6 protein-coding genes are annotated in these 6,020 nt (G+C 65.2%); all 6 read left to right on the plus strand.

Translation table 11 applies throughout. The annotated features are described in order from the left end of the window. Window positions 1-126 precede the first annotated feature (126 nt). A complete protein-coding gene (xdhB, locus tag FEZ63_RS21435; RefSeq protein ID WP_150948462.1) occupies window positions 127-2,424 on the plus strand; it encodes a xanthine dehydrogenase molybdopterin binding subunit in 2,298 nt (765 codons plus the stop codon). Further along, the gene (gene xdhC / locus FEZ63_RS21440; RefSeq protein WP_150948448.1) at window positions 2,421-3,386 is read left to right on the plus strand and encodes a xanthine dehydrogenase accessory protein XdhC; all 966 of its coding nucleotides are present in this window, start codon (window positions 2,421-2,423) and stop codon (window positions 3,384-3,386) included. The genes xdhB and xdhC overlap by 4 nt, the downstream gene beginning before the upstream one ends. Continuing rightward, window positions 3,383-3,868 carry a nucleoside deaminase gene (locus FEZ63_RS21445; RefSeq protein WP_150948451.1) on the plus strand — a complete coding sequence of 162 codons (486 nt, stop codon included), beginning with the start codon at window positions 3,383-3,385 and terminating at the stop codon, window positions 3,866-3,868. Before xdhC ends, FEZ63_RS21445 begins: the two co-directional genes overlap by 4 nt. A gap of 57 nt (window positions 3,869-3,925) precedes the next feature. Then, window positions 3,926-4,483 (plus strand): urease accessory protein UreE, encoded by a 558-nt coding sequence (locus FEZ63_RS21450; RefSeq protein WP_150948455.1) that lies wholly within the window; start codon window positions 3,926-3,928, stop codon window positions 4,481-4,483. A 10-nt stretch (window positions 4,484-4,493) separates the two neighbouring features. After that, window positions 4,494-5,483: a tRNA dihydrouridine(20/20a) synthase DusA gene (gene dusA, locus FEZ63_RS21455; RefSeq protein WP_150948459.1), complete on the plus strand. Its 990-nt coding sequence runs from the start codon at window positions 4,494-4,496 to the stop codon at window positions 5,481-5,483. A gap of 288 nt (window positions 5,484-5,771) precedes the next feature. Further along, window positions 5,772-6,020 (plus strand): hypothetical protein (locus FEZ63_RS25270; RefSeq protein ID WP_201274244.1); only part of this gene is annotated, 249 nt, incomplete at its 3' end.

Raw genomic sequence — 6,020 nt, forward strand, 5'->3', positions numbered from 1 at the left:
GGCAGGGTGGGGGGTGCGAGCGCCGACCTTTCCGCAGCTCGCGCCAACCCCCCCACCTCCAACTCCTCCCCACAAGGGGGAGGAGAGACCGTCGAGACCGTCGCGACCGCCGAGCCCCTCCGCCATATCCGTCAGGCGCTGCCGCACGATTCCGGCATCAAGCATGTTCAGGGCACGGCTCACTACATCGACGATATCCGCGAGCCGGACGGCACGCTGCACGTGGCGATCGGCCAATCGCCGATAGCGCGCGGGCGCCTTCTGTCGCTCGATCTCACCGCCGTACGCGCCTGTCCGGGCGTTGTCGCCGTGCTGACGGTGGCGGATATTCCGGGCCGGAACGACGTGTCGCCGACCTTCGGCGATGATCCGCTTTTTGCCGACCGCGATATCAGCTTCCACGGTCAGGCGCTGTTCGCTGTGGTCGCCATCGAGCGCGACATCGCGCGTCGCGCAGCTCGTCTCGCGAAGGTCGAGACCGAGGCGGAGGCGCCGAGCATCACCGTCGAACACGCGCTCGAGCGGGCCGAGACCGTCCTGCCCGATTACGCTTTCGGCCGCGGCGACGCGGATGCGGCGATCGCCAACGCACCGCATCGGCTGGAAGGACAGTTTCGCGTCGGCGGGCAGGAGCATTTCTATCTCGAAGGTCAGATCGCGCTTGCGATCCCCGGCGAAGACGGCGACATTTTCGTCTATTCGTCGACGCAGCATCCCACCGAAGTGCAGCATGTGGTGGCCCGCGTGCTTGACATTCCCGATGCCTATGTGACCTGCGAAACCCGCCGCATGGGCGGCGGTTTCGGCGGCAAGGAGAGTCAGGCGACGCAATGGGCCGTCACCGCGGCGCTCGCGGCGCGCGTCACCGGCAGGCCTTGCAAGCTGCGTCTCGACCGCGACGACGATTTCGTTCTCACCGGCAAGCGGCATGATTTTCGCAGCGACTGGAAGGTCGGCTTCGACAACGACGGCGTCGTGACCGGCTATCACGTGGAGCATCTCGCGCGCTGCGGCAATTCGGCGGATCTCTCTGGCGGCGTCGTCGACCGGGCGATGTTTCATTCCGACAACGCTTACTTTTTGCCGGCGGTGCATGTGGGCTCGAAGCGGCTCAAGACCAACACCGTGTCGAACACCGCGTTTCGCGGCTTCGGCGGGCCGCAGGGCATGCTGGCGATCGAGCATGTGATGGATGAGATCGCGTGGGCGACCGGGCGCGATCCGCTCGATGTGCGCTATGCCAATTTCTATGGAGCGGATCGCAACCTCACGCCGTTCGGCATGGAGGTGGAGGAGATCGACACGCTGCACGGGCTCGTGCAGACGCTGGAGCGCAGCAGCGACTATCGGGCCCGGCGCCAGGAGATCGCGGAGTTCAATGCGTCGTCGCCGATCATGAAGCGCGGTCTCGCGCTGACGCCGGTGAAATTCGGCATCAGCTTCACGCTCGTCCACCTCAACCAGGCCGGCGCGCTGGTGCATGTCTACCAGGATGGCTCCGTCCATCTGAACCACGGCGGCACCGAGATGGGGCAGGGGCTCTACATCAAGGTGGCGCAGGTGGTGGCGGAGGAGTTCGGCATCGCGATGGAGCGCGTTCGCATCACCGCCACAACCACGGCGAAAGTCCCCAACACCTCGCCGACGGCGGCGTCGTCCGGCTCGGATCTCAACGGCATGGCGGCGCGGATCGCCGCGGGCGCGATCAAGCGGCGCATGACGGCGCATGCGGCCGAAGCGTTTGGGGTGCCGGAGGCGCAGATCGAATTTCGCGACGATCGCGTCTTCATCGGCAACGAGAGCCTGCCGTTTGCGGAGCTGGTCAAAAAATGCGTGCTCGCGCGCGTTCAACTCTCTGAAGCCGGGTTCTACAAGACGCCGAAGATCACCTGGGATCGCGCGACCGCGACGGGCCGCCCGTTCCTGTATTTCGCCTATGGGGCGGCGTGCTCGGAGGTCGTCGTGGACACGCTGACGGGCGAGAACCAGTTGCGGCGCGTGGACATTCTCCACGACGTCGGGCGCTCCATCAATCCGGCCATCGATATCGGCCAGATCGAGGGCGGTTTCGTGCAGGGCATGGGCTGGCTCACCACCGAGGAACTGGTCTTCGACACGCAAGGCCGCCTGCTCACCCATGCGCCGTCCACCTACAAGATCCCCGTCGCGTCGGACGTGCCGGAGGATTTCCGCGTCGCGCTTTATCCAAACGCCAACCGCGAATCGACGATCTATCGCTCGAAGGCGGTCGGCGAGCCGCCGCTCATGCTGGCCAACAGCGTCTTCTGCGCGCTTGCCGATGCAATCCACGCTGTCGATCCGACGCAGCCGGTCCCACTCGATGCGCCAGCGACGCCGGAGGCGATCCTGCGCGCCTGCGAAGCACTGCGCGGCAGGCCGATGGGCCAACGAGGCGGCGGGTGAAGATCTGGCGGCACCTCGCCGATTTTCTCACCGCGCATGGGGCCGCGGCGATGATCAGCGTGCATGATGTGAAAGGGTCGGCGCCGCGCGAAGCAGGCGCGCGCATGGCGGTGCGGCCGGACGGTGCCTTTCACGGCACCATCGGGGGCGGACAGCTCGAGATGAAGATGCTGGCGATTGCCGGCGAGATGTTCGGTCAACGCCAGTTCGAAGCGCGCATGGTCGATCAAGCCCTCGGCCCCGATCTCGGGCAATGCTGCGGCGGGCGCGTCAAGATCCTCATCGAGACCTTCGATACGCATGACCTCGCGCAGGTGAAGCGCTTTGCCGCTGCCGAGGACAAGGGCATTTTTGTCCTCGAATGCCGCCTCGATCACGGGCGGGTGCGGCGCGAGTTTTCCTCCTCCGTCGGCGATGACACGTGGACCGAATGGCGCGAGACCCACGGCGAGAACCGCACGCCGCTGCTGCTGTTCGGCGCCGGCCACGTGGGGCGCGCGCTGGTGCTGGCGCTGGCGCCGCTTCCTTTCGCGGTGCGCTGGTTCGACAGCCGTCCGGAGGCCTTCCCGCTGCATATCCCGCAGAACGCGAGCGCCATTCGCCTGAAGGATCCCGAGGCGGAGATCGCCGGAGCACCCGCGGACGCCTTCGTGCTGGTCATGACCCACGACCACCCCCTCGATCTTGCGATCACGGCTGCGGCACTCAAGCGCGATTTCCCTTATGTCGGCCTGATCGGCAGCGCCTCGAAGCGGGCGCGATTCGAGAAGCGCTTCCGCGAGATCGGCATCGACCGTGAACGGATCGCGGCGCTCGTCTGCCCGATCGGCGTGTCGGGCATTGCCGACAAGGACCCGGCGGTGATCGCCGCCTCGGTGACGGCCCAGCTTCTCCACATGCGGGAGCGCGCGACGTCAAATCTCTCGCCTCCCATCCCGCCACGCGATAAAAGCGCCCCATGACCGACCACCAGAATGAAGACCTGCGCCACCTTGCCCGCGCCGTGGCGCTCTCGCGCGAGCACATGAATGACGGAGCCGGCGGCCCGTTCGGCGCCGTGATCGTGCGCGACGGCGAGGTTCTGGCCGAAGGCTGGAACCGGGTCACCTCCGCCAACGATCCCACCGCGCACGCGGAGGTGACGGCGATCAGGCTCGCCTGCGAGGCGGTGGGCGATTTTGCCCTGCAGGGGGCGACGCTTTATACCAGCTGCGAGCCGTGCCCCATGTGCCTTGCCGCCGCCTATTGGGCGCGGGTTTCGCGGATCGTCTATGCCAATACCCGGGTGGACGCGGCCGAGATCGGCTTCGACGACAGCCTGATCTACGAGGAGATCCCGAAACCCGCCTCGGATCGGATCATCGCCATGGATCACGTGCCGAGCCTCGAGGCCAGGGCGGTGTTCGACGCCTGGGCGGACAAAGCCGACAAGGTGAGTTATTAGGAAACCGGCCAACGGCTCCCTATCTGTGGGTCTGCCGATCATCGCACGAGAAAAACCATGTCCCGCGTGACCACCATCGTTCGCAAGCCCGCCGTGAAGCTCGACCGTGTCGTCGATACCATCACGCTCGACCACGAGGCGCGGGGCAAGCGCCATGCCCATTGGACGGGCGAGGCGGGGACCGGGATTCATCTCGATCTCGACATGGAAACCACCATCAACGACGGCGATGCCCTGCGGCTCGAGGATGGCCGCCTGATCCAGGTGAAGGCCGCAGCCGAAAAGCTGCTGGAGGTCCGGGCCGAAAACCCGCTCCGCCTCATGCGCCTTGCCTGGCATCTCGGCAGCCAGCACGGGCTCGCCGAATTTGCGGGCGATGCGCTCTACATTGAAAACAACCCCGCGCTAGTGGAACTCGCCCGCGGGCAAGGCTGCACCGCAACCCCGGTGGAGCGCCGCTTCCAGCCGGAGCAGAGCGCCCACCATTGCGACCACGATCACGGCCATCATCACCACGACCACGGCCACAAGCACGGTCATGACCATGGGCATGGGCACGAGCATGAGCACGGCCCCGGTTGCGGCCACGCTCACGATAGTCACAAGCACGACTGACAAGCCGCTCATGACCCACAAACTCTCCGTAGCCCCCATGATGGAGTGGAGTGATCGGTTTTGCCGGTCGCTGCACCGCGTCCTGTCGCGCCGGGCGAGGCTCTATACCGAGATGGTGACGACGGGAGCGGTTCTGCATGGCCCGCGCGAGCGTCTGCTGGGGTTCGATGCAGAGGAGCATTTCGTCGCCGTGCAACTTGGCGGCTCCGATCCGGCCGATCTGGCGAAGGCCGCGCGGATCTGCGCCGATTTCGGCTATGACGAGATCAACCTCAATGTGGGCTGCCCCTCCGATCGGGTACAGAACGGCCGCTTCGGCGCCTGCCTGATGCTCGAGCCGGCGCTTGTCGGCGAATGCGTCGCCGCCATGAAGGCCGCCGTCTCGCTGCCGGTGACGGTGAAATGCCGGATCGGCGTCGACGATCAGGATTCGGAAGAGGCGGTGGATACGCTCACCGCGGCCGTTGTCGCGGCGGGCTGCGACGAGCTCGTCGTCCATGCCCGCAAGGCCTGGTTGAAGGGTCTGTCGCCCAAGGAAAACCGGGATGTTCCGCCGCTGGATTATAGCCGCGTCTATCGCCTGAAACAGGCACGTCCGAACCTGCCCATCGGCATCAATGGCGGCATCAAGACCATGGCCGAGACGCATGAGCATCTGCGCCATGTGGACAGCGTCATGTTGGGCCGGGTCGCCTATCACGAGCCCGAGATCCTGCTCGCGGTCGATCCGGAGCTTTACGGCGAAGAGCCGCCCGTCGCCGACGCTTTCGAGGCGATCGAGGCGTATGAGCCATATATCGCCGCGCGGCTGGCGGAGGGCCATCGGCTCCACACCGTCACCCGCCACATGCTCGGCCTCTTCACCGGCCGCCCCGGTGCCCGCGCCTACCGGCGCCATCTCGCGACCGAAGGCACGAAGCCGGGTGCGAGCCTTCAGACCCTGCGCGATGCCGTGGCGCATGTATCGCGGGATTCCGCGGATCTGGAAGACGCCGCCTGAACTGCGCTCATGTGGATGCCGGTTTTGAGCCGGGCATGACGAGCGGCGGCGGGCGTTCATTACTCAAATGATTCTTCGGTGGCGGAGCGGACTCTACGGCACGTCTGCAATTTGCGATTGAATGAACTTGGGAAGACTCAGCTGAAGAATGCAAAACTTATGAAAAACTGAGTCAATGAAGAAAGATTGCTACTTTATATCTTTACAGCAACGTTATTACTTATACACTCCACTTCGCGAGGCTTGCTGAGAACCAGGAAGGTGCTCGCTAACCCCATGGAGACTATAATGTCGGTTCATTTTCATATTGCAGTTGCGGCCATTGCCCTCGGGATCTCTGCGGCATCTCCCGCAGTTGCGGCAGAAGTCGCCAATGGTCTCAGCACCAACGGTCTCAGCACGAACGGTCTCAGCACGAACGGCCTCAGCACGAACGGCCTCAGCACCAACGGCCTCAGCACCAATGGCCTCAGCACGAACGGTCTCAGCACGAACGGCCTCAGCACGAACGGCCTCAGCACGAACGGCCTCAGCACG

Origin of the sequence: Microvirga brassicacearum (genome assembly GCF_008757455.1) — a bacterium.
In the GTDB taxonomy this organism is placed as follows: domain Bacteria; phylum Pseudomonadota; class Alphaproteobacteria; order Rhizobiales; family Beijerinckiaceae; genus Microvirga; species Microvirga brassicacearum.